Below are 24,872 nucleotides of genomic sequence, written 5' to 3' on the forward strand. Positions count from 1 at the left end.
AAAACAATCTTATGGCCATTGTAGAATTGGTAATGCCAAAAATGGGAGAAAGCATCATGGAAGCCACCATTTTGCGTTGGCATAAAAAGGCGGGCGATCACGTAAAAGTGGATGAAACCGTGTTGGAAATTGCTACGGACAAAGTGGACAGTGAAGTCCCCTCTATCGCGGAAGGGACCATCTCCGAAGTACTCTTCAAAGAAAACGATGTAGTACCGGTAGGCACTGTGATAGCCCGTATCAATACCAATGCCGATGCAGCGGCCACTCCTGCACCTGTACCAGAAACGCCGGCAGCGGCCTCCGAGCCGAGATTCACTGCCGCCGCCGTACCTTCCGCTGCCCCTGTTGCCGCTGCCCCCGCAGCGCCTGCTGCCGGTGGTGCCAGATTCTATTCCCCGCTCGTGCTCACCATTGCTCAACAGGAAGGCGTCAGCTTCGCCGACCTGGAAAGGATTCCCGGTTCCGGCAGCGACGGCCGCGTTACCAAAAAAGACATCCTCCAGTATGTAGCCGATCGTAAAGAAGGTAAGGTAGTCCCTGACGTAACACCCGTTGCGGAACCTGCCGCTCCCGCCGCCGCCGCTGCTGCTGTACGCAGCACGCCGGCAGTCACCACCGTTGCTTCCCCTACCTATAACGGCAACGTGGAAATCGTGGAAATGGACCGCATGCGCAAACTGATCGCCAATCACATGGTGATGAGCAAACAAACCAGCCCGCACGTGACCAGCTTCGCAGAAGCCGATGTGACCAACATGGTGAAATGGCGCGACCGCATGAAAGGCGAATTCGAAAAAAGAGAAGGCGAAAAACTCACCTTCACCCCGCTGTTCATCGAAGCCATCGTGAAATGTATCAAACGTTTCCCGCTGATCAACTGCTCACTCGACGGCGATAAAATCATTATCAAAAAAGATATCAATATCGGTATGGCGACCGCCTTACCTTCCGGCAACCTGATCGTGCCCGTGATCAAAAACGCGGATATGCTCAACCTGACCGGCCTCAGCAAACAGGTCAACGGCCTGGCCAATGCTGCCCGTCAGAACAAACTGAAACCGGAAGATACCCAGGCAGGTACCTTCACCCTCACCAATGTAGGCACTTTCGGCAGCCTGATGGGAACACCCATCATCAACCAGCCGCAGGTAGCCATCCTCGCGGTAGGCGCCATCAAAAAACGCCCCGTGGTGATAGAAACCGAACTGGGCGACTCCATCGCCATCCGCCACATGATGTACCTGTCCATGTCCTACGATCACCGTATCGTGGACGGCTCCCTCGGCGCCACTTTCCTGACCGCCGTAGCACAGGAACTGGAAAATTTCGACCCGAAAAGAACCGTATGATCATTTTGAAATTTTTTGATTTACGGATTTTTTGATTTTGTGGATTATAAATCGAATATAAACTGGAAGACCGATGCGATAGGATCGCATCGGTCTTCCAGTTTATGGCAATCATTTCCTGGTCGATCATCTCCCGAAATCAAAAAATCAAAAAATCAGTAAATCAAAAAATCAGTAAATCAAAAAATCAGTAAATCAAAAATCCCCCAATAAAAAAGAGGCGCCGTTTAAAGCGCCTCTTCAATTCCTTTGTGCCCGAATAAGGGTTTAGTAACGACGGTCACGGGAGCCATATCCTCCTCCGCCACCACGATTACCACCTCCTTTGAAATTATTATTCGGCTGTTTAGGTCTTGCTTCGTTTACCATTAATTGCTTGCCTTCTATCTCGCTGCCGTTTAAACTATCCATAGCCTTGGCTCCTTCTTCCTGATTAGGCATTTCCACAAAACCGAAACCACGGGAGCGGCCTGTTTCATGGTCTTTGATAACCTTAGCGGAGGTAACCTCTCCATAATCGCTGAAGATCTGATGCAGATCCTCATCGGTCAACCTATAATGCAGGTTGGCTACGTAAATGTTCATGATAACTGAAATTAAAAAAATGAAAAATAATATACTGAAGTTATGAAATAAACATTAATAAAGTAGTGATGGTTAAAAAATATTTCCGGCAAGCATCGCCACAGGTGAAGGCAATCATGTGGAAATCCTCTACAGTAAACATTCTGCGCTGTTTTTACACCGTCGGGGATAGTTTCCGTTTTATGCCTTCCATTACTTAGTTATTGTTTTTATTTTTCATATGAATAAGGCGCTAAATGACGCTTCCATGCTGTCATTTGCGGGTCAATCAGGCTGACGGGCGCACGATATTTTCCGCTGTTGTCCGTTTTATGTTGCCGTTGTCCCGGAAAATTTGCGTCATTTCTTCCGCCTGTTGCTCCCGGAACAAGGCATTTCAAAGCATTTCAAAGGGGTGGGGCCGCCCCGGGTTTTGTCCCCTTTTTTTCGTAAATTAAAGCTGACCATTAAATTCATTTTCGTATGGGAAAGCTGAGCGAAACCTGGTTTGCGGACGGGTATATCGATTTTGAACTGAAGAAATACACCTTGTTGTCCTACCTGCAGGAAATTCACCGTGCCTTTAATCAAAACATGCTGTATCCCCAGCTGGCTGACATCATCTTTCATTTTAACAACCTCCGGGCGTTCCGGGAAAACAAACAACTGATGGAGCAACAGTTTCCCAAACGCCTGACCGGCATAGACCTGGAGAAACTGCTGCTGTTGTATGAAAAAGTAAGTGCAGACGATGAACTGATGCAGGAGCTGGAGGAAATTATCGCCTACGCTCTTTCGGCGATGAATGATACCATTCGCGACGGAACGGAAATCTATGAGTTTGTGCAGGATAAACTGCGGATTTCACCGGTGGGACTGGTGCCGTTGGAAAACACGTCGGGATACCTGCTGTTGTGCGACGGACGCTACAGCGACACGCTGGTGTACAGTTATCACCTGACTATTTTTGAACGGCACGATGAACAATTCCGGGGTATCCGCACGGAGTACCTGGAGGCTTATACCAAAGACCTGGTACATACCTGCGAACACATCAAAACCATTCTGATCCGGAAAAACAATCAGTTACCGAATCCGGCCGTATACTGTGTGGAAACTTCTCTGGTGGTGCCGGTCAACGAAACGTTGTTGCCGGTGGCCAAACGCAGCCTCGTGCGGTACATTGCGCTCAATGCCGCCTGATCAGTCCAACGGCGGAGTGGCGGTACCCGCGGCGCCAAACTGCACCTCAAGGGTATGGTCTTTCAGGAACGGGGCGTAGTATTGTTCCATCACCTTCCGGATCTTGTCTTTGGATTGCTGGATGTATATCTGGTTGTTTTGCAGCTGATCGCGGGAGGTCTGGTATAATTTCTTCTGTACAGCGGTATAGGTTTCATCGTCCTGGAACAGGAACCATCCTTTGCGGTTGGCGGTTTCCATCCGGTCCACTTTCAGCTCGTAGCTCAGCAGCCTGGGTTCCGGCAGGCGGACAATGATTTTTTTGTTGCTCACTTCCACATAAAATTTACTGCTGTCGATATTCACCCCGTATTTAGCCTGATAGGGGATAGACACCCAGACGGTGTTTTCCAGGAAGGCTTTTTTCAGATTATCACTCCATCCGCCACTGTCTTCAATATTGCTCCGCTTGATGCTGGAGGTGCCCCGTACGTCCAGGCTGGCCAGTTCTGCGATCTCTTTCACGATGGTGCTGTTGGAGATCACCTGCTCGCTGACATTCGTGGAACCAAAACGTTTGCCCAGCCAGAACAGCAGGGCAGCCAGTAACAAAAAGGCGGCAATATAGAGGATCTTTTTCATGAGGATGATTTGAAAAACGGGACAAACAACGCCTGTCCGGCTGTAAATTAATAAAAAGCCGGGAGTATCATATGCGTTTAATCGTTAACGTTAGTTTACCGCGTGAGGCTGTCAATCAGCGCGGCATGTTGCGGATAGGCGGCCTGTAAAGTGGCTTTGTCAGCCAGCTCAAAATCGGCGAAGTCGAAGCCGGGGGCTACGGTGCAGCCGGTGAGGGCATAACCGCCGGGCACTTCCACGCGGGAGCCAAACCAGTTGCCGGCACGGATGATGACCTGCAGGTTTTCCCCGTTGGCAATGTCACGGCCCAGTTTATGCGCCTGAAGCTGCCCGCCGGGTTCAATTTCATAAATAGTAAGCGTATGGCCATCATAGAAATGCCAGATTTCATCGGCGGCAATACGGTGAAACGCAGAAAACTGACCTTCTTCCAGCAGGAAATAAATACAGGTAGATGCGTTGCGGTTGCCACCCATGCCAGCCGGCAGGGTGCTCATGTCCAGCATCCAGTCAGAACGGTACGTTTCCAGGAAGGCGCCGCCCTCCACGTGTGGTTGCAGTTTTAGTTGGTCGCGCCAGTGGGCCGCAGAATATTGCATATAGCACCAAATTGATGGGGGTAATAGAATGATTGAATAGTTACTTCGTATAGATGTTCGGGTTATGAAGTTGCATAAACTTCTCCGGATTGGGTACTTCGGTGAAACCGAACTGCCGGTATAATTCGTGTGCATCCTGGGTTACCAGCAGCCATCTCCGCAGCGTTTGCAGCTCCGGGTGTTCCAGTATAGCGTGCATCAGCATTTTGGAAAGCCCCTTACCCCGTTGTTCCTTCACCACAAAAACATCCGCCAGGTAAGCAAAGGAAGCCTGGTCGGTGATCAGCCGCGCAAAACCTATCTGCCGGTCGCGGTGATACAGCCCGAAACATAAAGATCCTGCCAGTGCTTTTTCTACCACACTGACAGGAATATTTTGCGCCCAGTAGGACTCTTTGGCCAGAAAATCGTGTATAACGCTGATGTCCAGCCTGTTTTTATCAGTTGAAACCGTATAATCTCCGTCTTTTACAAGGTATACTGCAGTTGTCATAGTTAGTAACGTTGAGCGTTACTAAATGTAGACATTTTTTTCTAACTCGCCACGGCTACCTGTTGCAGGGGCCGTGCGGGCATATGTGCAATCGTAGCCGGCGCATTGTACCAGGAAGGCATTTCGCCGTTGAACTGCAGATGGTCCTGTATAAACATCGCCAGATTGTAATAGGCGGTAGCAGGCAACTGCCACTGCGCTTTGTCTGCCTGTTGCAGGGCGTTGCGGAAACGCACCATGCGGGCAAATAACTGCGGCGGTATGCCGATGACGCGGTTAAAGAACCGCTCCAGCGTTGGACGGGACAGCCGGAAGGCTTGCGCCAGTTCTTCCACGCTCACATTGCCCTGACGCGCCAGCAGGTAATCCGCCATCTCGTCGGCCTGTTTCAGACACGGCGCGTCGGCCTGTAATACCTGTTGCAGGCTGCTGTTGAGCAGCGCAGCGATCTCCTGTGGATGACGCAACTGCTGCAACTGACCGCCCAGTTGCGCCCAGGCTGCATTCTCCTGCAGGTCCAGGTTGCGGTAGTAGTTGGTGAAAGACTGACCATCAATACCCAACAAACGATAACATCCGTAAGCGTTCAACTGCACGATCACCATCCTTACCGGGCCCGTCACCTGTAGTTGATAGGCGCAGGTAAAATGCCCCGTCACGGCATGACGCGGAACCGTAAACGCAGCGTGTGCTGCCGGCTTTACCTCGGCCGTTCCTTCCAGCATAAATACCATGTACTGGTCGCCCAACGTAAACAAATGCTGCGGTAACTGGATCAGGCCGCGGGAATCATCTTCCCAGTAATAAAACTGCTTGACAAACGGACGCAATGCATCTTCAGGATGACAGATATGGAAGTTCATAGGTACAAAAATGTGGTGTTAGTGGATATCGCTATCGCTGCAAGTCACACCATACGCTAAAGTGGCGATTATTTATTGTAAATATATAAATTTTGTTAAATATTTTAAAATTTTTCTCGCGAAGGGTTCTCGCAAAGCACGCAAAGCAGCAAAGCGCGCAAAGATTTTTTTTAAGTTTAAATAAGAAAGCAAAGGAGCGGAGATCACATTTGATCTCCGCTCCTTTGCTTTCTTTGCTCGCTTATATAATCTTTGCGCTCTTTGCTGCTTTGCGTGCTTTGCGAGAACCCTTTGCGAGAAACCCTTCGCGTGACTATTTAACATCAAAGCCCCAGTTAATGCCTTTCTCAGTAGCAGGCACGCCGGATTCCAGCCATTGCGGCGCCGGAGCGCCTTTCAGGAAGTGGTCGAAGAACTGTTGTTCGCGGCGCTGGATATCCTTGCGGTTCTGGCGTTGTACCAGGTTGTGGGCTTCGTTATTGTAGTTCAGCAGCCATACGGGTTTGCCCAGCCGGCGTAAGCCGGTGAACATTTCAATGCCCTGGTACCAGGGAACGGCGCCGTCGGCATCGTTGGCCATAATGGCAACCGGCGTGTTCACCTTGGGCAGGTTGAACAGCGGGGAGTTCTGGATATACAGCTCCGGTTTATCCCACAGGGTGGCGCCAATGCGGCTCTGGGAATGTTCGTACTGGAACTGGCGGTTCATGCCGCTTTCCCAGCGGATGCCTCCATAAGCGCTGGTCATATTGGCTACGGGCGCTCCTGCCCAGGCAGCCTTGAAAAGATTGGTCTGCGTAATCAGAAATGCCACCTGGTAACCGCCCCAGCTCTGGCCCTGGATGCCCATGTTCTTACCGTCTACCCAGGGTTGTTTGGCGAGATTTTCTGCCGCACTCACAATGTAGTCGTACGCGCTCTTGCCCGGATAGCCGTTCTCATAAGTGATATCCGGTGCAAACACCAGATAACCGCGGCTCACGAAGAAAGAAATGTTCAGCCGTGAAGGCGTAGGAGCAGGCGCCTGATAGTTATACAGCCCATCGGTCAGCTTCTCATAGAAGTAAAAAATAACAGGATATTTTTTATTCGGGTCGAAGTCTTCCGGCTTATAGAGAATACCTTCTGATGCTTTACCGGTAAAGGTGTTCCATTTATACAGCGAGGCTGTGCCCCAGTTGTATTCCTGTTGCTGCGGGTTAGTATTGCTGATTTTCACTGCTTTGTTCAATTCGCCGGTATACACATTGGGCGACTCTGTGTAGTTGGCGCGTACGTACGTGTAGGCGTTGGCGTCTTTTGCTTTCAGCAGGTCCAGGTAACTGTTGGGGCCCAGCACCAGCTGTTGCGGCCTGCGTTGTTTATCATTTTTGGCCAGCAGTCGCAGACTGTAATATCCGTTATATTTAGTGCTGTCCTGGAATGCACTCATGACAATAACATCGCCGGCGTTGTAGAATTTCTGTTCTTGGTCCAGTTTCAGCGCGCGGAAGCGGGTTTTGGTCTGACGGCCCACGCCATAGGTGATCATAGCGGGAGCTGTCTTACCGGTAGGATCTACCTGCCAGATATCATAGCGGTCATAAATATAAATGTACCGGTCGTTGTTGAGCCATCCTGCAAAGCCGTATGGTTCCGGCACGTCCGGATGGTCGTCTTCTTCATCAAACAGTTTGGCCGGAATGTCTTTGCTGATGTTCACGACTGCGCCGGTGGCGTTGTGGTAGCTGAAGTATTGTTTGTCTGCCAGGTCATACCACACGATATACTGACCGTTGGGGGAGATGGAGTAGAAGCCGTCCAGGTTTTCCCTGATTTTTTTGCGGGTACCGTCTTCCAGGTTAACGAGATAGCCTGTTTTGAGGGTACGGCCCACCCACTGCAGCTGCACTCTGTGGCCTTTGTCGGTGTATCCGAGGGCGTAGCGGCCGTTGCCTTCTGCCGGGACCACCACGTTCTCGAGGTCCTGGTCGCCCAGCTGGAGGATACGTTTGCTGCCTGGATAATAGACTGCGGCGTAGCTCCTTTTCAGTTCCTTGTCGGCGTTTTTGAGCTGCATGGGCTGCAGGTAATCGTCTTTGTAGTTCCAGATGTCCACCTTGGCCACTTCAAAGTCCACGATGGTAGTATCTTTTGCCGGCAGGATGGGAGCGGTGCCGAAGAACAGGCGTTGCCCGTCTTTGCTGAACCAGATCAGGCTGTTGGGGCTGATGGTCCAGCGGGAAGGGATGCCGCTGCTGTTTTTGTCGGCTGCGGTGATGGCGCTGTCTTGTCCGGGTTTATAATAAAACAGCTGGTAGAACTGTTGCAGTGATTTGGCGCTGTCGCGGGTACCAAAATAAGCTGCCTGTTCACCTTTCTCGTCGAAGGCAAACTGTTTATAGTCGCCGTATCCGCGGCTCAGGGTGTCTGCCTTGCGGGTGGCGGTATGCCATAGCAATATGCCGGAGCGGGACAGGGAGTCTTTTTTATCGGAGGTGATTTCTATGAGGAGGTTGTTACCGGGTTTGCTGAATGCGTATTCAGCGACGTTTTTAACGGAATCCTGGCTGCCGTCTTTCAGCTGCCGGATCACGAGGGTGCCGTTTTCGTTTTTATCGCTGCCGCTTTTGTCGTCGTCGGCGCGGTCGGAGTCAGCAGCTTTAGGGGCGGCCTTTCCTTTGGTTTTAGCGCTGTCGGCGGGTTTTTCCGTCAGGTAGGCGAGCCATCCGCTGCCTTTGGCGGGTGTTTTAAAGGATTTGATGCGGGGCAGTTTCTGCAGGTCGCCGGAAGCGAGGGTGAAGATGCCCATGGAATCTTTCGGCATATCGGCCGGCTTTTTCTTTTTGATGCGGGCTTCGCGGGTGTCTTTATACAGCGGTTTAATGCTGAAGATCACATACCGGGAATCGTTGGTGATCACCGGGCTGGCGCCGCGGGCGATGGTACGGGACTGGCCTGTTTTGCGGTCATAAATCACCAGGGATGCGTTGCCTTCCTGTGGGGTGACGGTGTATACTACCCATTGTCCATCGTTGCTGATGAGTTTAGTGCCGATACTCTGCCAGCTGTCGTACACGGTATGGTCAAGCGGTTTTTTGGCAGGTTGTTGTGCATAAGCAAAAGAGGCCCCCAGCAGGGAGAGGGCCAGTAACATATTTCTCATGCGCGCAAAGTATACTTTTTTCGGGCAAAAGTATAAAGACTTTTACCAGCGGCGGGGAGCGGGTATGGAAAGCGAAAGGCCCCCTGACCAACGGTGGTCAGGGGGCCTTCACTTTTTGTTGTTTCGATTTATCTCATATGCAGATCACACGATAGGAGGTTACCAGCCGGGGTTCTGTGTCAGCCTGCCGTCCGGATAAAGGGCGATCTGGCCGCTCGGGATAGGTTCTAGGTAGTTCTTGGGGTCTTTGAACTCCCGTTCTATCACTGGTTTAACGATGATATACCCGTTGGCGTCCCTTTCCGCTTTTTCTGTGGTGCCTGCAGGGAACTCCGGAATTTTGGCGCCTCTGATAATATCAGGGTTGGTGGCGGTGTTCAGGGCCTTGCCCTGTCCCCAGCGGAACAGGTCATATTTGCGGAAACCGTCGAGCATCAGCTCAGACCTTCTTTCGCGTCTGATTTCCCAGATCAGGGAGCTTACACCGGCTTTGTTTTTGGCGTCGATGATTTCCTTACCGCTTACACCGGCGCTTTTGCCACCGAGGTATTCCAGCTTGGCTACGCCTGCGCGGGCACGGAGCAGGTTTACTGTTTTGTCCAGGTCGCCCTGGGCAAAAGCATACTGGCCTAAGTCATTCAGTTCTGCTGCGGCTTCGGCGTAGTTGAGCAGCACTTCTGCCAGCCAGAACAGCGGGGCGTCGGTATCGCCTTTGCTGCCGTCGGTGCTGGCCACCTGCGGGTTCAGGAATTTGGCCGGCCGGTAGCCGGTAGAAGTGGTAAGCCCTTTATTGGCTCTTCCTTTATATGCCAGCACGGTGTCCACAGACTGGATCAAACGGCCGTCACGGTCGGTGAGGGTATGTTTCAGGTCCTCGTCGCCGGCATATTTGGGTGACTGTGCAATGGGCAAACCATCTGTGCACACAAATGATTCCACCGCATCTTTGGAGATGCCATCCATTTGGGTACTGGTGCTCAGGTAGTTGATCAGGCTGTGACCGAGATAGCCTACCACATATTTTTTGTAAAGGATGGCTTCCTTGTTACCCGCCAGGTCCATGGAATTGTAGATGGTTTTATACTGCGGATTGAGGGTAAAAGGCCCTTTCATCAGCTGGTCGCCGGCGTCTTTGGCGGCAAGCAGGAACTTCGCGCCGCCCTGTATATTGTGATACTTGCGCCAGGTGCCCTCAAACAGGCATATGCGGGATTTCAGGGCGAGCGCCACATATTTGTTGACGGTATTTTCCTGGTCTTTGGTACGCAGGTTGGCAATGGCAAAATCCAGGTCGGCCAGTACATTGTCCATGACCGTAGTACGGGAGTCTCTTCCCTTGTACAGGTAGTTTTCGTCTGAAACATCCGGCACTTTGTCCATCCAGGGCACGTCGCCGTATTCCCTTACGAGGATATAGTAGCAGTAGGCGCGGAAGAAACGACCAAAACCCTTCCAGTGGTTTTTGGTCTCATCGGAAGTGGGCACCCTGTCGATGCGCTCCAGCAGAAGGTTGGCCCTGCGGACCATTTCAAAGTTCCATTTGGTGCCGCCGATATCGGAGGGAACGGTCAGCGTAAAGTTTTTTAAGCTGGCGCCTACCTGGTCATCACTTAAAGAGGTAAAGTAAAAGTCACCGAAGGTGGAGTTGTTGCCGTAGCCTGAAAATACACTGTAAAAGTTCCAGGAGTAGATACGAACGTTGTCTTCTGATTTCCAGAAGTTGTTGTCGTCAAATTTATCAATCTGACCTTTGTCTACATATTTTTTGCATCCGGTGCCGGTAAGCAGGGCTGCAGCGAGTATAACGGGTAGATATATACGTTTTTTCATGTCTGTTTTTTTTAGAAGTTCACCTGTAAACCAAAGGACCATGTTTTCTGGAAAGGCCAGGTCCTGCCGTAGATGGAGCCTTGGCCGGTGGTGATTTCCGGATCAATGGGCACACCGACGTTGGAGAAGGTAGCAATGTTCTGGGCGCTGCCGTATATACGTAACCGTTGTAAGTGAATACGTTTGGCCAGTTCATCAGGCAGGGTGTATCCCAGGGTGATGTTTTTCAGGCGCAGATATGACAGGTTGAGCAGGTATTTGGACTGTGGATAGAAGTTATTGCTACCGTCCAGTCTCGCCAGGCCGGTCACGTTGCCGCCGTTATTGCCCGGGAAAGGATTGGGATATTTCGCGTTGGGGTTGTCCGGTGTCCAGAAATCCAGCTGGTGATCGTACATGATGTCGTTGCCGCGGTACAGCGGAATGGCGATGTCGCCGAGGCCCCAGAAGTCCTGTTTGCCTACGCCCTGGAACAGTACGTCTATATCGAACTGTTTAAAGTTGCTGCCCAGTCTCAGGCTGTATTGGTAGCGGGGACGGGAGTTTCCGATTCTTTTCAGGTCGCCGTGATCGTTGAGGGTGCCTTTACCACCGTTGATGACCTTGTCATCGTTGAGGTCTTTGTATTTAATGTCACCGGGACCGAATTTAAAGTTGCCGCTGGTCAGTTTGGATTGGTCGGGGGAACTGGTTACGTCATCTGCGGAAGTGAAATAACGGTCTGTTTCAAAGCCCCAGATTTCACCGACCACTTTGCCTTTATAGGCCTGGTTGATCAGCATGGAAGGGTTGTTCCATTCGGTAACAACGGTTTTGTTGTCCCAGAAGGCGAGGGTACCGTAAACGGTCCAGTCTTTTTTGAGCTGGTAGTTACCGCCGATAGAGATCTCGTAACCGGTGGTACGCAGGGAGCCATCGTTTATTTTAGGAGCGCTGGCGCCGAGGAAAGCGGGCACCGTACGGCTGGTGATCATACCGTTGGTGTTACGCTGATACCAGTCGAAAGTAACATTGATGTTGTTGTTAAACAGGCTGATATCTGTACCGAAGTCCAGTGTGTTTACTTTCTCCCAGCGGAGCGCGTCGCTGACGATGGAGGGGGCGTCTACGCCGAGTGCCAGGATATTGCCGTTCATCCAGCCGGTCACGTTGCCGGTTTCCATGGAGGGAATGTAATATTTGCCACCTACGTCGAGATTGCCTAGCGTACCGTAAGAAGCGCGGATTTTCATATCAGACAGTACTTTTCTGTAGGACTGCATGAAGTTTTCTTCCGTGATACGGTAGCCGGCGGACGCAGAGGGAAAGAAAGCCCAGCGGTTGTTGACAGGGTAGGCGGAAGCACCATCGTATCTGCCGTTCAGTTCGAGCAGCCATTTGTCTTTATAGGCGTAGTTCACTCTGCCGAAGAAGCCGGCGTATGCGTTGATATAGTGGAAGCCATTTACAGACTGGTCGCCGATGGCCAGTGTCAGCTCCGGCATGGAAGGATCGAGGATGTTGCGTTTGGAAGCGCCAAAGCCCAGTGTGTCGGTGTCTTCGGCGTTCATACCGGCCATCAGTTTCAGTTGATGGTCTTTACCCAGTTTTTTGTCGTAGGTAGCGTAGATGTTGAAGGTATTTACCTTAAAGCGTCTGCCGCCGTAGCTGGCGAAGTCCTGGCTGGTGGTGGCAACGTTTTCCAGTGGCATGGTGGCTGACCAGTAGTTCCACAGGTTGATCTTGTTGGCTGTTTCGTGCCTTACGATATTGTCGCGGCCGATGGTGTAGTCAGCGCGGATATTCAGGTCTTTCGTCAGTTTCAGGGTAGCGCCCAGGTTCACGCGGGTGTAGTTATCGACCACGCTGTTGGTGGGAGCGCCTCCCATGAGGCCTGCAGGCGTACGGAAGCCAACGCCTTTATAGGTGCCGTAAGGGAAATAGGCTCCCCAACGCCACATGTACTGGAAGTAAGGCCAGTACTCAAACGGGAAATCATATTCGTAGTTGCGGTACATCATCTTCAGGTCCACGTCCAGCCATTTGGTGGCTTGTGCGCTGATGGCGCCGGTGATGTTGTATTTCTTCAGACCGTCCGGGTTGGGTTTCATCACCCCGCTGTTTTGATTGTAACCGGCGGACAGGTAGTAGGATACTCTTTCGCTACCGCCCTGTACGTTCAGGTTGTGTATCTGCTGGGGCGTCCATTTTTTGAACATGATATCTTTTATGTCCCATACGCGGTAGAACAGCGCGGGGTCGTTGGCGGTGGGCAGGTCGAAGTCTTCTCCCGGTATCATCTCGTTGCTGGTGCGGTTATTAGCGTATTTCGCTTTCCAGTTTTTGATACCGGCCAGTGTTTTGGCGTAAGACATGCCAAATGCTTCCGGGGCCAGACCTGCGCGGGCAGCGGAGTTGATAAGGCCGGGCAGTTCTTTTTCAGGATCTGCGAAGTCCGGCTGGTTCAACGGGGAGTTCCATGCAAAGTTGTTGGAGTAGGTGATACGGGTAGGCGTGTTGCGGGTACCGGATTTGGTTTTGATGAGTACCACACCAAATGCCGCACGGGCGCCGTAGATGGAAGTGGAGGCCGCATCTTTCAGTACGGACACGCTTTCTATGTCTTCAGGGTTGATCAGGGTGAGGTCCGGTGTTTCCACATTGTCTACCAGGATCAGCGGACGGCTGGTGCCGTTCAGGGAACCGACGCCGCGAATGTTGATGGAGGGGGTACCGGAAGCGAGGCCGCCGTTGGAGAACTGGATGTTCAGGCCGGGAGAGATACCCTGTAATGCTTTGGAGGGATCGGTGATGGGACGGCTCTGCATGGTTTTGCCGATATCAACCGTGTTGACCGCACCGGTAAGATTGGCTTTTTTCTGCGTACCATAACCCACCACCACCACTTGTTCCAGTGAGCGTTCGTCAGGAGAGAGCAGCACCTGCACGTTGCCTTTACCTACCGGAATATCCTGCGGCTGATAGCCGATGAAGGTAACGTGCAGCACCAGCGTGCCCGCGGGCGCATCCAGGGAGAATTTGCCGTTGGGGTCTGTTACGGTGCCTTTTTTACCGGCTACCACCGTAGCGCCGATAATGGGTTGCTGATTGTTCTTGTCCAGTACGGTGCCCTTGATGATATTTTGGGCCCATGAACTCGCATAAACCAGCAAAAAAATGAAAGTGAAAAGTAGCCTTTTCTTCATGTTTTTTTAGATTTAGATGTTGGTTGTTTTAAAAGTTTTTAGTTATAACGTGCTAAAATTCAGATAATTAAACTTTTTATGTTGATCGGTTACTGTTACAGGCAGAACGCAGCTTTTCACTCTGGTACACGGGAATCTTGCATTACTTTGCGTTTTTGTGCATGAAAGTAGCATAAAATTTCATGAAAAAAAGGCAAATTACAGGAAAATGCGTTTATTTAATGTGAAAAGCGGATAAAACACGCACAATCAATTTGGATTAGATTTTTCTACATTTGTGAACAAGCAAAAAAGTCCCCACAGCATGTTGAAAGAAGAGCGCCAGGCGTTTATCATGAAGCAGATCAACCTGCACAATAAAGTGTTGTCAACCGATATCAGTGCTATGCTTAGTATTTCTGAAGATACCGTACGGCGCGATCTGAAAGAGATGGCAGAAGAAGGGAAAGTATTAAAAGTACATGGAGGCGCCATTGGCCGCTCCTTCCATTACCCGTTTGATGAAGGAAACTCTGTATATGCACAGGCTGCGAAGAAACAAATAGCGGAAAAAACGCTGAAGCTGCTGAAAAATGATATGGTGGTCCTCACCGGCGGCGGCACCACCATGATTGAACTGGCAAAAGCCATCCCGGTCAACCTGCGGGCCACTTTCTTTACCATCAGCCCCCTCGTGGCGCTGCAACTGGTGGAGCACCCGAACCTGACCGTGATCACCATCGGCGGTCAACTGTCCCGCAGCTCCCATATTCATATAGGCGCCAGCGTTATCAACCAGCTGTCGGAGATAAAAGTAGACCTCTGCCTCATGGGGGCCAACGGCTTCTCCATACAGGATGGCATGACGGAATCAGACTGGGAAGTGGTACAGGTGAAAAGGGCCATGCTGCGGGCTACCAACAAAATGGCCATCCTCAGTATCGCCGAAAAACTGAACTCCTCCCAACGCATGAAAGTATGTGACCTGAACCAGATCAACTACCTCATCACGGAACTGGAACCCGATAATCATTTCCTGGGCGCCTACCAGCACCTGGACCTGCAACTGTTTTAGCCCGCCAGCATTCTGCCGGTACGGTGCTGCCAGCTGACCCGCGCCATTTGCAAAGCTACGGACAGTATGATACAGGCCAGGCCCGCATAAAAGGCGTTGTTGAGATGTTTGTTCTCATGAAAAAGGATAAACGCCAGCACAATGCTGTATACCGGCTCCAGGTTAAAACACAGGTTGACGGTAAAAGGGGAGATTTTTTTCAGTGCATTCATGCTCAGCGTGTACATACAGATGGTACACAGCCAGGCCAGCACCAGCAGGTACATCAGGTCTGAAAAGCCCGGTATCACAGTGCTCACCGGGAAATAGTGAAGGTAAAAAGGTAAGATGAGCGAGAGGACCACAAAACCGGTGGACAGCTCGTAAAAGGTGATGGTATTGGTGTCGAACCGTTTCACCAGCCGCTTGTTGTATACGGTAAACAGTGCGGCGAACATCGCGGAAATAACGCCGAGAATAATACCGGTTTGGTATTGGGTGTCAAAATGAAAGATCAGTAAAATACCGAAAAGCGTCAGCATAGACAGCAGCATTTCCACCATATCCGGCCGTCGCCGGTTGATCAGCGGATCAAAAATAGCGGTAAACAGGCTGGTGAGCGAGAAACAAATCACCCCGATAGACACGTTGGAGTATTTAATACTGCCGTAGAAGAAAAGCCAGTGAAGGGCCACCACTACGCCGGTGACGCCGATAGGTACAATATCTTTAAAGGGAAGTTTACGGAAGGTGCCCTGCAGGCGGAACAGGATGTACATGGTCACAGCGGTGATGAGTAACCGGTACCATACCAGTAGTCCTTCATTCAGGGATATCAGTTTGCCCAGGATGCCGGTAAATCCTGCAAGAAATACAGACAGATGCAGCTGTAAAAACGCTTTTTTCATACACACGCGATGCGAACGCGAATAGTCGCCGTCCGCCTTTCAAATTCAGTGATCCGGATGGATTCCCTGCAAAGGTACACACCCGGACCACTGAATATCCCTATCATCAGATTAATTAATTGGTAACTCTTTTTTTGTAGTTGCGGAAGAGGCTCTGCCACTGGATTTTCAATACGCCGAGCACCCCTTCTTTCACAATGCCTTTGCTCATCTTGGAATACCCTTCGCGGCGGTCTTTGAAGGTGATGGGCACTTCAGCGATGGTAAAGCCCAGCTTCCAGGCGGTAAATTTCATTTCTATCTGGAAGGCGTAGCCTACGAACTGGATCTGGTCAAGATTGATGGCTTCCAGCACCGTATTACGGTAACATACAAACCCGGCGGTGGGGTCTTTGACCGGCATCCAGGTGATCATGCCCACATAGATGGAGGCGCCGTAGGAGAGCACTGCTCTGTCCCAGGGCCAGTTTTCGGTTTTCCCGCCTTTTACATAGCGGGAGCCCACGGCCACGTCTGCACCGCCTTTGGCGCAGGCGTCGTAGAGACGTACCAGGTCTTTCGGGTTGTGGGAAAAGTCGGCATCCATCTCAAAGATATACTGGTAGTTTCTGGCCAGCGCCCATTTGAAACCGTGGATGTAAGCAGTTCCCAGCCCTTGTTTGCCGGAACGTTCTTCCAGGAACAGTTGTCCCGGATGTTCATTTTGCAGTGATTTTACAATATTGCCTGTACCGTCAGGAGAACCATCGTCCACAATCAGGATATGGAAATTCTGCTGTAAGGAAAATACAGCGTCAATGATATTGCGGATATTATCCTTCTCATTGTACGTAGGAATAATGACAAGCTTTTCCAATTCAGCCGATGAAATTTTGTGTACTGCGAAAATAGTTCAATTACGACGCAAGATACCGCGTTCCTGAAAAATATTACAGTTTTTTTAACATCATATTGTGATAGATTTCTGACAGTTTCTGCTTGGTATTCAGCGGAAAGTCTGCCTTCATCATCCAGTCATAGTATTGAGGCTCAGCCTTCAGCACTTCTTTCACCGGCCGGCCTTTGTACTTACCGAAGTTGAATACTTCCTGGCCGCCCTGCATCACGATGCGGCGGGCAAAGTCGATGTATTCTTCTTCTTTGGTGAAGTCCGCCAGTCCGTCAATATCCTGTTGCAGGTTTTCGTAACGGCCCAGCTGGGCTTCCAGTATCTCGTAGGTAGCCAGTGCGTCGGCTTCGGCACTGTGCGCATTTTCCAGCTGTTTGTCGCAGTAGAATTTGTAAGCGGCGGCGAGCGTTCTTTTTTCCATCAGGTGGAAAATACGCTGAACGTCCACAAAGCGGCGTTTGGACACGTCGAATTCCATGCCGGTACGCAGGAATTCTTCCACCAGCAGCGGAATATCGAAGCGGTTGCTGTTATAGCCGGCCAGGTCGCAGTTTTCCAGGAACATTTTCAGTTCGTTGGCAGCCTGCTTAAAGGTAGGCGCATCTTTCACATCTTCGTCCTTAATGCCGTGGATGGCGGTAGATCCGGCCGGAATAGGCATTCCGGGGTTGATGCGTTTTACTTTCGACTGTGTGGTTTTATCAGGAAATACTTTAATGATAGCGATTTCAATGATACGGTCTGTGGCCACGTTCGTACCCGTCGTTTCCAGATCAATTACGGCCAATGGCCTTTTGAGGAGCAAAGAAGGCATGCTATTTAGAAATTTAGGAATTTTGAAATTTTGAAATTTTGAAATTTTGAAATTTGCGCAAAGGTAGCGTATTATTTGGCTAGCAGCTTCTTTAGTGACGGGAAATCCAGTCCGTCATATGTTCCGGAGCTCATCAGCAGGAGGTTGGCCTGGTGATAATCCTGCGCCCCGAGGAACGCTTCCAGCTGTGCGCGGTCGTTGAAGACCTGCAGGTCGCTGCGGCCGAATTTCTCCCGGACCATTGCCGGCTCGAGGTCGGGCATCCGTTTAATTTCCAGGGCATGTTTGCTGTAATATACTGCGGCTGCATCGGCGGGGTCCATGGCGCCTGCATATTGCGAGAGGAAGTCCGCGTTGAGGCTGCTATAGGTGTGCAGTTCCAGCACGGCAATGAGCCTGCGGTGGGGGAACTGCTGCCGGGTGGCTTCCATGGTGGCCTTCACTTTGGAAGGGGCATGGGCAAAGTCGCGGTAAATCACGCTGTTATCACTTTTGGCAACCAGCTCCAGCCTTTTGGCAGCGCCTTTGAAGGAGGCGATGGCAGCGAGGAATTCCTCGTCAGACAGGCCCAGCTCGTTGCATACCAGCTTCGCGGCGTGCATGTTGAGCAGGTTGTGCTCCCCGAATACCGCCAGGTCGGCGAGCCCTTCATCGAAGAACACGCGGGTAACGCCCTCGCGGATCATATGGATGGGGGTGGTATAGGGGACCAGTTTCAGGTGACGGCCTTCGGCAGCCACGAGGCTGTTGAGCTCCGTATCAGCGCTGTTATAGATCAGCACGCCGCCGGGTTCCATCTGCCGGATAAAAAGGGCGAACTGTTCTTTATAAATGTCGTAAGTGGGAAATACGTTGATATGGTCCCAGGCAATGCCGGTCAGTACCGCTATCTGCGGGTGCAGGAAAAGGAATTTGGGCCTTTTTTCGATGACGGAGGCAGGGTATTCGTCGGCTTCGCAGACGATCAGGGGGGCGTCGGTGATGTTTACAGACTGATTGAACCCTTCCAGTTTGGCGCCTACCAGGTAATCAAACCGGCGCTGGCTGTATTGCAGCACGTGCATGATCATGGCGGTGGTGGTGGTTTTACCATGACTACCGCCTACGGCTACCCTTGTTTTATTTTTGCTTTCCTGATAGATGTATTCCGGGAAAGAGTAGATATTCAGTTGCAGCTCACGGGCCCTGATCAGTTCGGGGTTGTCTTCCCGGGCATGCATGCCCAGGATGACGGCATCGATACCAGGGGTGATACGGGCAGGGTCCCAGCCGATGTTGTCCGGTAAAATACCTGCCTGCCGCAGGTTGGATAATGCCGGTTCAAATATCTCGTCATCGCTGCCGGTTACTTCATAACCTTTCTGTTGGAGCGCAATGGCCAGCTGGTGCATCACACTTCCACCTATTGCGATAAAATGTACCTTCATACCTATTGGGTTATTTGGATATTTAGCTATTTTGTTATTGGTTTTGGGCGCAAAGTCCGCAAATCCAATAACAAAATTTTAAAATTTTCAAATATCCAAATTTAATATGTATCGTTGTTTTTTTTAATGTATTAATTATATTTGCAAAATAACGTTACAAAAGACGATTAAAAAAGTTGTCATTATCATAAATTCCTATGAAATTTCGTTTACCAATTAAATTTTCTCCCATGAAATCGTATGTAAGAATTTTGGGCTGCGCCGGTATGGTTTGTATCTTTGCAGCTTTCTTAACGTCCTGCGCGAGCCACCAGAAACTGGGATGTCCGATGAAAGGGATGGCGAAGGCCCCGGCAGCGACGCATAATAAAATGAGCTAATCATCATGAATTGGAAAACGTTAACCAGTGAGGAACAACTGCAGGAAATCAACGAGGCGTCTGCCCTGCAGCCGGTAGTTATCTTTAAGCACAGTACGCGGTGCTCCATCAGCTCCATGGCGAAGTCCCGGTTGGAACGTGCAGCAGCTCCGGAAGGGTTAACGTTTTATTACCTGGACCTCCTGGCTCACCGTGATCTTTCCGGTAAAATAGCCCACCGGTACCAGGTGCCTCATGAGTCTCCCCAGATCCTGCTGATCCGTAACGGCGCCTGTATCTATGATGAAAGCCATACCGGTATCACCATGGATGAGATTGCCGATCACCTGAACGGATAATAGACTAGCTTTGTGCTATATATCGTATAGCACCATGAAACATCGTATAGTAGTAGCAGTTACCGGCGCCAGCGGGTCCATCTACGCCAGGCAGTTGCTTCATAAGCTCCACGCCGCGGCCGGTCAGCTGGATGAGGTAGCCGTTGTCATGACCGAGAATGCCAAGACCGTTTGGCAAACAGAACTGAAAAACGAAGATTATCGCCAGCTACCCTTTCGTTTTTACACGCAGCAGGACTTCAACGCTCCTTTTGCTTCCGGCTCCGGAAGATTTAATACCATGATCATCTGTCCCTGTTCGATGGGCACCCTCGGACGCATCGCCACCGGCATCTCCAATGACCTGATCACCCGGGCCGCTGATGTTGTATTAAAAGAAAGGCGCAAGCTGATCTGTGTGGTAAGGGAAACACCTTATAACCTGATGCACATCCGCAACATGGAAACCGTGGTGCTGGCCGGCGGTATCATCTGCCCCGCCACACCGTCGTATTACAGCCTGCCTGCCACCATCGAAGACGTGGCCGCCACCGTGGTAGACCGTATCATCGACCTGGCCGGCGTGGAACAGCAGACCTTCCGCTGGGGGAGCGACAATAAATAATACAACGGATATAATTATCTTCGTCGTTCATCATTTACTTTCAGCATTATCATGAAGATAGCCATCATCAACGGGCCTAATCTCAACCTGCTGGGCAAGCGGGAACCGGGCATCTACGGCAGCGAGTCTTTCGAAGATTATTTCCGGCAGCTGCAAAAAGCTTTCCCCGCAGTGGAATTCAGCTATTTCCAGCACAACGTGGAAGGAGAGATCATCAACTATCTCCACCAGACCGGTTTTTCCTATGATGGCATCCTGCTTAACGCCGGCGGCTATACGCATACTTCCGTAGCTATCCGCGACGCCATCGCCGCCATCAAAACACCGGTGATAGAAATACACATCAGCAACGTGTACGCCCGGGAAGAATTCCGGCATACCTCCCTCATCGCGCCTAAATGCGTAGGCTCCATCTGTGGCCTCGGCATGAAAGGATACCGCCTCGGAGTGGAGTATTTTGTGCAGCCATCATAACGGTGGTCACATACTGGCAGCGGCCCGGGAGATGCCTCCCGGGCCGCTGCGTTTCAGGCATACCGGGGATTATCCCGGTACCACTCCAGGTGACCGCTGATCATCCGGTCCAGCTGAAGCACATAGTCGGCCACCACCGCCTTCCAGGCGCCAAAGTCCGGCCATTCGGTGCACAGCTGCCGGTAGTCGGCCACCTGCTCCTGGCGCATACGCAGGGCTATACGATAAGCTTCTTCCAACGAAACACGGTATTCATGCTGTATGACCGCTACCAGGTTCATCGCCTCCAGGCTACGTTTTTCTTTCTCAAAAGACAACAGGTCATTGTCCCAGGTGGTCAGCCTGCTGACGAAAAACCTGCGCTGCTGAACAGCCGGATGTTGAAACACCTCCGCAGGAAGGATACAACCGGATACTACCTCCACCAGGTCAATGTAAGGATAGGCAGCACCCAATTTTTCGCGGAGGTCCATATATTCGGCCAGCCGGGGATAAGTCAGCTCCTGCTTATAACTGTACTGCTTTTCGAGCTGCTGGCCTTCGAAGAAATATTGCCAGCTTTTGAGGTAGCGTGCTTTCCAGGCTGCTGCCTGGCTGTGAAAGGCAAGCTCGTGGTGCGCGATGGCAAACTGCTGAAACACACTCTCTTCTTCCTGAGCGGGAGAATGGCCCCGGAGGATGCCGGTCAGCCGGTCCTGCGCCGCTTTCAGCTGTGGCAGCGGTAGCCGTGCGTATACATCATCGAAAATAAACACCCAGACGAGGAGGCGGGCAGCGGGGATCAGCATCTTAAAAGGACAATCAGGATACCAAAGGGCTGTCAGCCGGCCGAAATCAGCGGCTTTGAACTGTCGGCGGGCATCGGGCGAAAGGAAAGTGTAAGCATCTATCAACGCAGGTATCTCTTTTTCAATCAGGGCATGGTTTGGATGGATCCTTGAGGGAAAAGGATACTGCAGTTCGGTAAATAATGACTGCATCATAAAAAGGGTTTTCGTTACAGTAAATATACTGTTGGCTGTAACACCAATACAACCCCTCGCCGGAAAAAGTTGTATATATCCTTGAAAATTAGTTTCTTGCGGTCACTCAAAAAAAATAGCCAAATAACCAAATAACCAAATATCCAAATATCCAAATATCAATAACCTCTACAGCAAAACCATTACTATGAAAAACACCTTGTTAAGCGGTAAACTGCTCGTTTACCTTTGCTTCACCGCCCTCTTTTTTTCGGCTTGTAGCAAGAACGATGATCCGGCGCCTCCCATCCCGGTGTATAACATGGACACCCTCTATGCGCGTGCCGTGGCTGACGCCATGGTGGCCGACAGCAGCGAGATCTCCAATGCCCTGTGGCCGATCACGGCAGACAACCCCAACCTGCAATGGAAAACCATCAACGGCCAGAGCTACGTGCTGATGGCTACTTTCATGCGTTTCCCTTCCAGCTACCCCGAAGGCGATTCTATCACCAACACCTGGGGGGAAGCCTGGCTGTTTATCCCCAAACAGATGAAAAGCCGTATCGGGCAGGACTTTAAGCCCGGCTCAGATACCGTGCAGCGCATCTGTCAACTGCTTGGCCTGCCGCCGGTAAACGCCAAAACCAACACGCACATCGCTGAAGTATGGGTGAAAGCCGCCCGTCTGTACCGCCCCGCGGGCAATCCGGCCATCAACACCACCACTACCGGTTATGCGCTGGTAAACGGCGTATCGGCTGATTACACCACCTGGTTTAACAACTACATCATCTTTGCATATTACCGCCCGCTGATCACGAACACGGATTATCATTACCCATGGACCCGTATGGGCTACACGTACGACTGGGCGCCGGGCGCCAGTGAAGTGGGACTGAGTGAGTATGTGGAACTGCCTTCTTCCGGTATGTGGGTGGAGAAAGTACGCAGGGCTGCTGACTACTTCCGTTGATCAATTACGAATTACGGATTACGAATTACGAATTGAGGGCTCTCTTTTGGAAAGGTTATTAAATAACCGCTCTGTAAGGAAAGGCCTCAATTCGTAATTCGTAATCCGTAATTCGTAATTGATTTACAGATATTTAAAGTTTGTTTTCGGCGTGATCTGCAGCAATGTCTGGTAGATCAGCTGAATCGTATTTTCGACATCGTCGCGTTTTACCATTTCCACGGTCGTGTGCATGTAACGCAGCGGTAAGCTGATCAGCGCGGACGGCGTACCATCGTTGGAGTAAGCAAAAGCGTCGGTATCTGTGCCGGTGCTGCGGCTTACGGCATGCAGCTGGTGCGGTATGTCGTTTTTCTTTGCGGTCTTGATGATCAGCTCGCGCAGGATATTGTGCACGGCAGGGCCATAGGTAATGCTGGGGCCACCGCCGCATTTGATTTCCCCTTCGATGTTTTTGTTGATCATCGGCGTGGTGGTATCATGGGTAACGTCGGTAATAATGGCCACATCAGGTTTGATGCGTTTGGCGATCATTTCGGCGCCCCGCAGCCCTACTTCTTCCTGTACGGCGTTAACGATATACAGGCCGAAAGGCAGTTGTTGTTTTTTCTCTTTCAGCAGGCGGGCCACTTCAGCGATCATGAAACCGCCGATACGGTTGTCGATAGCGCGGCAAATAAAGTAGTCGTAGCTCAGTTCTTCAAAACCATCGTCGAAAGTACATACGCAGCCTACATGGATGCCCAGGTCTTCCACCTCTTTACGGGAACGGGCGCCGCAATCCAGGAAGATGTTTTCTACCTTGGGTTGTGGTTCTTTACCGTCGCCGCTGCGCAGGCGGGTGTGGATGGCGGGCCAGCCGAAGACCGCTTTAACGGTGCCTTTTTCGGTGTGGATATTTACCCGCATGGAAGGGGCGATCGCCTGATCGGAGCCGCCATTACGGATCACATAGATCAGTCCTTCCGGGGAGATATAGTTGACAAACCAGGAAATTTCATCCGCGTGGGCTTCAATCACCACCTTAAAAGGGGCTTTGGGATTGATAACTCCCACCACGGAGCCATAGGCGTCCACCTGGTGTTCATCGATATACGGTGTCAGATATTTGAGCCACAGCTTTTGTCCTTCTTTCTCAAAACCGGTAGGAGAGGGATTATTCAGGTAGTCTTTGAGGAATGCCAGCGATTCCTTCGTGAGTATGGATTTCTGTTTTTTGGACATAGTAATATCACTTTTTGAGACCGGACAAATGTAGCAAATTACCCATTATGACAAAGGCTTCTTTACGGGAAGAGGCTGACCAGCATCAGGTGGAGCAGGGCCGACAGGGCCATCAGGCCGTCCAGTCCGAAATAAAACAGGTAGTCGGACGGGTCGCGGTGGGCTTTTTTTGTCAGCAAACCGGTCACCAGCACGGGCACCAGCAAAGTCCCTATTACAGGAACGGAGGTGTAAGGGCCCAGCAGAACCGCGCTCAGGGCGGAAAACAGCAGGGTGATATAATAGAGCCGGTTGAGGCTTCGGTAATCGAGATACGTGATCAGGCTGCGGATGCCTTCCTTTTTGTCGGACTCCACATCGCGGAAATCGAACAGGATACAGATGGCATATATCAGCAGGAAACGGTGCAGCGTAAAAAGCACCAGCGGCCAGGAGAGGCCCTGATTGGCCACGAAGGCGGGCAGCAGCGTGGTCACATACGTCCACACCGCGGTGAGGAACAGCGTTTTGCCTACGGCTATCCGGCGCAGCCAGGTAAAAGGTTTGTAGGGCACCTTAGGGGCAGAATAGAGGAAGGTGAGTATTGCGCCGCCGCTGAGTACCAGCCAGTGGCTGCGTAAGGGCCAGAAATAGAACAGGGCGCCAGCCAGCCCAACACCGCAGAGCATCAGCATGAGGTCGCGGTACCGGTCAACCCACTGCAGCCTTTCTGACGACGAATAGGAGCCGGGAGTCAGGTACCAGTGAAAGTTATAACTGCAAATAGTGGAGAAGAAAACAAAAAGATAAAAGGTCTGTCGCGGATACTGCAGTCCCAGCAACTGGTTGGCCTGCCATATCATCAGCAGTGCACACAAGGCAATGAATACCGATGTAAAGAGGATGAAATTAAAAATAGACTTCATCAATTACGAATTACGAATTACGGATTACGAATTGGGACTACCTTTTACGCCAAAATCCGTAATTCGTAATTCGTAACTCGTAA

The 24,872-nt window shown here is 51.1% G+C and carries 22 protein-coding genes; 7 read left to right on the forward strand and 15 right to left on the reverse strand.

Annotation, left to right across the window (positions count from 1 at the left end; genetic code table 11):
• The first annotated feature begins 11 nt into the window (after nucleotides 1–11).
• Nucleotides 12–1,352, forward strand: coding sequence for a dihydrolipoamide acetyltransferase family protein (locus B5D63_RS28190; protein WP_078672201.1), 1,341 nt, complete (start codon nucleotides 12–14; stop codon nucleotides 1,350–1,352).
• A gap of 267 nt (nucleotides 1,353–1,619) precedes the next feature.
• On the opposite strand, the gene B5D63_RS28195 is transcribed toward B5D63_RS28190, so the two are convergent.
• Entirely contained in the window at nucleotides 1,620–1,937 is a 318-nt protein-coding gene (locus B5D63_RS28195; protein WP_078672202.1) for an RNA recognition motif domain-containing protein, read from the reverse strand.
• A gap of 462 nt (nucleotides 1,938–2,399) precedes the next feature.
• Here B5D63_RS28195 and B5D63_RS28200 point away from each other — a divergent pair, with 462 nt between their 5' ends.
• On the forward strand, nucleotides 2,400–3,119 hold the full coding sequence (locus tag B5D63_RS28200) for a hypothetical protein (protein WP_078672203.1): 720 nt from the start codon (nucleotides 2,400–2,402) through the stop codon (nucleotides 3,117–3,119).
• Here the strand turns inward: B5D63_RS28200 and B5D63_RS28205 are convergent, their stop codons facing one another.
• The 7 genes from B5D63_RS28205 to B5D63_RS28240 all read right to left on the reverse strand — a co-directional run bounded on the left by B5D63_RS28205 (nucleotide 3,120) and on the right by B5D63_RS28240 (nucleotide 13,855).
• On the reverse strand, nucleotides 3,120–3,740 hold the full coding sequence (locus tag B5D63_RS28205; protein WP_078672204.1) for a DUF4230 domain-containing protein: 621 nt from the start codon (nucleotides 3,738–3,740) through the stop codon (nucleotides 3,120–3,122).
• A gap of 95 nt (nucleotides 3,741–3,835) precedes the next feature.
• Nucleotides 3,836–4,339 (reverse strand): cupin domain-containing protein, encoded by a 504-nt coding sequence (locus B5D63_RS28210; protein ID WP_078672205.1) that lies wholly within the window; start codon nucleotides 4,337–4,339, stop codon nucleotides 3,836–3,838.
• 40 nt (nucleotides 4,340–4,379) lie between these two features.
• Nucleotides 4,380–4,832, reverse strand: a complete 453-nt coding sequence (locus B5D63_RS28215) for a GNAT family N-acetyltransferase (protein WP_078672206.1) — start codon at nucleotides 4,830–4,832, stop codon at nucleotides 4,380–4,382.
• A 41-nt stretch (nucleotides 4,833–4,873) separates the two neighbouring features.
• Nucleotides 4,874–5,695: a DUF6597 domain-containing transcriptional factor gene (locus B5D63_RS28220; protein WP_078672207.1), complete on the reverse strand. Its 822-nt coding sequence runs from the start codon at nucleotides 5,693–5,695 to the stop codon at nucleotides 4,874–4,876.
• A gap of 313 nt (nucleotides 5,696–6,008) precedes the next feature.
• Nucleotides 6,009–8,840, reverse strand: coding sequence for a S9 family peptidase (locus tag B5D63_RS28230; protein ID WP_078672209.1), 2,832 nt, complete (start codon nucleotides 8,838–8,840; stop codon nucleotides 6,009–6,011).
• Nucleotides 8,841–8,999: 159 nt separating this feature from the next.
• The gene (locus B5D63_RS28235) at nucleotides 9,000–10,670 is read right to left on the reverse strand and encodes a RagB/SusD family nutrient uptake outer membrane protein (RefSeq protein ID WP_159456198.1); all 1,671 of its coding nucleotides are present in this window, start codon (nucleotides 10,668–10,670) and stop codon (nucleotides 9,000–9,002) included.
• An 11-nt stretch (nucleotides 10,671–10,681) separates the two neighbouring features.
• Entirely contained in the window at nucleotides 10,682–13,855 is a 3,174-nt protein-coding gene (locus B5D63_RS28240) for a SusC/RagA family TonB-linked outer membrane protein (RefSeq protein WP_078672211.1), read from the reverse strand.
• Between the two features lie 304 nt (nucleotides 13,856–14,159).
• Between B5D63_RS28240 and B5D63_RS28245 the strand changes: the two genes are divergently transcribed.
• Nucleotides 14,160–14,909 (forward strand): DeoR/GlpR family DNA-binding transcription regulator, encoded by a 750-nt coding sequence (locus tag B5D63_RS28245; protein WP_078672212.1) that lies wholly within the window; start codon nucleotides 14,160–14,162, stop codon nucleotides 14,907–14,909.
• On the opposite strand, the gene B5D63_RS28250 is transcribed toward B5D63_RS28245, so the two are convergent.
• The 4 genes from B5D63_RS28250 to B5D63_RS28265 all read right to left on the reverse strand — a co-directional run bounded on the left by B5D63_RS28250 (nucleotide 14,906) and on the right by B5D63_RS28265 (nucleotide 18,926).
• A complete protein-coding gene (locus B5D63_RS28250) occupies nucleotides 14,906–15,796 on the reverse strand; it encodes a DMT family transporter (protein ID WP_078672213.1) in 891 nt (296 codons plus the stop codon). The genes B5D63_RS28245 and B5D63_RS28250 overlap by 4 nt on opposite strands.
• Nucleotides 15,797–15,911: 115 nt before the next feature.
• Nucleotides 15,912–16,652, reverse strand: coding sequence for a polyprenol monophosphomannose synthase (locus B5D63_RS28255; RefSeq protein WP_078672214.1), 741 nt, complete (start codon nucleotides 16,650–16,652; stop codon nucleotides 15,912–15,914).
• Between the two features lie 73 nt (nucleotides 16,653–16,725).
• Nucleotides 16,726–17,499, reverse strand: a complete 774-nt coding sequence (locus B5D63_RS28260; RefSeq protein WP_078672215.1) for a 3'-5' exonuclease — start codon at nucleotides 17,497–17,499, stop codon at nucleotides 16,726–16,728.
• Nucleotides 17,500–17,570: 71 nt separating this feature from the next.
• Nucleotides 17,571–18,926, reverse strand: a complete 1,356-nt coding sequence (locus tag B5D63_RS28265; RefSeq protein WP_078672216.1) for a UDP-N-acetylmuramate--L-alanine ligase — start codon at nucleotides 18,924–18,926, stop codon at nucleotides 17,571–17,573.
• A 385-nt stretch (nucleotides 18,927–19,311) separates the two neighbouring features.
• Here B5D63_RS28265 and ytxJ point away from each other — a divergent pair, with 385 nt between their 5' ends.
• Genes ytxJ through aroQ form a run of 3 tightly spaced genes read left to right on the forward strand, consistent with a single transcriptional unit; the run spans nucleotide 19,312 to nucleotide 20,722 of the window.
• Nucleotides 19,312–19,644, forward strand: coding sequence for a bacillithiol system redox-active protein YtxJ (gene ytxJ / locus B5D63_RS28270; RefSeq protein ID WP_078672217.1), 333 nt, complete (start codon nucleotides 19,312–19,314; stop codon nucleotides 19,642–19,644).
• A 34-nt stretch (nucleotides 19,645–19,678) separates the two neighbouring features.
• Nucleotides 19,679–20,248: a UbiX family flavin prenyltransferase gene (locus B5D63_RS28275; protein WP_078672218.1), complete on the forward strand. Its 570-nt coding sequence runs from the start codon at nucleotides 19,679–19,681 to the stop codon at nucleotides 20,246–20,248.
• Between the two features lie 51 nt (nucleotides 20,249–20,299).
• Nucleotides 20,300–20,722 (forward strand): type II 3-dehydroquinate dehydratase, encoded by a 423-nt coding sequence (aroQ, locus tag B5D63_RS28280; protein ID WP_078672219.1) that lies wholly within the window; start codon nucleotides 20,300–20,302, stop codon nucleotides 20,720–20,722.
• A gap of 53 nt (nucleotides 20,723–20,775) precedes the next feature.
• On the opposite strand, the gene B5D63_RS28285 is transcribed toward aroQ, so the two are convergent.
• Nucleotides 20,776–21,705, reverse strand: a complete 930-nt coding sequence (locus tag B5D63_RS28285) for a terpene synthase family protein (RefSeq protein ID WP_078672220.1) — start codon at nucleotides 21,703–21,705, stop codon at nucleotides 20,776–20,778.
• Nucleotides 21,706–21,892: 187 nt separating this feature from the next.
• Here B5D63_RS28285 and B5D63_RS28290 point away from each other — a divergent pair, with 187 nt between their 5' ends.
• On the forward strand, nucleotides 21,893–22,660 hold the full coding sequence (locus B5D63_RS28290; protein WP_078672221.1) for a hypothetical protein: 768 nt from the start codon (nucleotides 21,893–21,895) through the stop codon (nucleotides 22,658–22,660).
• Nucleotides 22,661–22,783: 123 nt separating this feature from the next.
• Here the strand turns inward: B5D63_RS28290 and B5D63_RS28295 are convergent, their stop codons facing one another.
• Nucleotides 22,784–23,884, reverse strand: a complete 1,101-nt coding sequence (locus tag B5D63_RS28295; protein ID WP_078672222.1) for a M42 family metallopeptidase — start codon at nucleotides 23,882–23,884, stop codon at nucleotides 22,784–22,786.
• Between the two features lie 62 nt (nucleotides 23,885–23,946).
• The gene (locus tag B5D63_RS28300; protein WP_078672223.1) at nucleotides 23,947–24,789 is read right to left on the reverse strand and encodes a UbiA family prenyltransferase; all 843 of its coding nucleotides are present in this window, start codon (nucleotides 24,787–24,789) and stop codon (nucleotides 23,947–23,949) included.
• Nucleotides 24,790–24,872: the final 83 nt, after the last annotated feature.

The sequence above is a fragment of the Chitinophaga eiseniae genome, from assembly GCF_900167135.1.
GTDB classification, from domain to species: Bacteria; Bacteroidota; Bacteroidia; order Chitinophagales; family Chitinophagaceae; genus Chitinophaga; species Chitinophaga eiseniae.